This is a genomic window from Mycobacterium sp. E2989, from assembly GCF_001667595.1.
GTDB lineage: Bacteria > Actinomycetota > Actinomycetes > Mycobacteriales > Mycobacteriaceae > Mycobacterium.
In genome coordinates this window covers 1-1,237 of sequence record NZ_LZJX01000114.1, presented here as the reverse complement: position 1 = coordinate 1,237, position 1,237 = coordinate 1, and the positions used below count along the sequence as shown (strand labels likewise).

The following is a 1,237-nucleotide window of genomic DNA, read 5'->3' as shown; positions in this document are numbered from 1 at the left end:
GCGACGACACCGCCCGGGCCGTTCACCTGGCTGACCAGCGCCATCCAGAACTTCCTGCAAAGCGGGTTGCCCACCCCGACCAACAACTATTTGGGGCTTACGCCGTCGGTGTACACGGTGCTGCTCAAGCAGACCACCGGGCTCGGTTACTTCTCCAACGGGCTCGCGTCGTTCAGTTCGTCGATTGCCCAGCAGTTGGTGTTCGGGCCGGGTGGTAGCACGGCCGGTGCCGGTGGGGCCTGGTTCCCGACCCCGCAGTTCGCGCAGTTGGGGTTGGGCAACCTGGGCAGCTTGAGCAGCAACGTGGTCTCGGCCGGTGCCGGGCAGGCCGCCCAGGTCGGGGGTTTGTCGGTGCCCCAGCAGTGGGCCACGCTGACCTCGGCGGTCAGCCCGGCCAACGCCGCCGAGGCCGAGGCCGCCCCCCTGCAGGCCGGGGCGAGCAACCCGCCGGGCAACGCCCTGCTGCGCGGCATGCCCACCGGCGTCATGGGCCGCCGCGCCGGCGCCGCCGCGGGCTACTCGCACAAATACGGATTCCGCTACAGCGTGCTCACCCGACCACCCTCGGCCGGATAGCGGCAGCATGAAAACACGCCATTCCATTTATTCGCGGCGCGATTTTATCGAAAGCCGATCGGGTCCAGGCCGGCCCGCTCCTCGGGCACGCGGCCTCGGTTTCGGCCGGGCGATGAATGTGGGTCGCCGCACCGGGGTTCTCTTCCCAGCTCATGGCGAACGAGCGGCCGGCCGCCCAACGCATGGCCAATGCCGGGTTAACCCGGCCGCGGCGACCAGGCCGGACGCGTTCCCGTCGGGCCGTTGCCGCCGCCACGGGCTCGGGGGCGGTCAGCCGGCCGCCAGCGCATTATCGTCATTCAATACGACGGGTTAAGGGGTAATTCGTGTTTGATTTCGGGATGCTTCCGCCGGAGGTTACGTCGGCGAAGATTTATGCCGGTCCGGGGTCGGGGTCGTTGATGACTGCGGCGTCGGCGTGGAATGCGATTGCTGCGGAGTTGCAGTCGGCGGCGTTGAGTTATCAGAGCGTGGTGACGCAGCTGGCCAGTGAGGAGTGGGCGGGTACGGCTTCGGCGGCGATGGCGGCCGCGGCGACGCCGTATGCGGAGTGGCTCAGTGCCACGGCGGCGCAGGCCGAGCAGGCGGCGGTGCAGGCCAGCTCGGCGGCGGCGGCTTATGAGTCGGTGTTTTCCTCGGTGGTGCCCCCGCCGGTGATCGC

Annotated in this window: 2 protein-coding genes; both read left to right on the top strand. The window is 69.1% G+C overall.

Annotation, left to right across the window (positions count from 1 at the left end; genetic code table 11):
• The coding region (locus A5680_RS20725; RefSeq protein ID WP_197499825.1) for a PE/PPE C-terminal domain-containing protein at positions 1-576 on the top strand (576 nt) is incomplete at its 5' end.
• 341 nt (positions 577-917) lie between these two features.
• The coding region (locus A5680_RS20720; RefSeq protein ID WP_156675188.1) for a PPE domain-containing protein at positions 918-1,237 on the top strand (320 nt) is incomplete at its 3' end.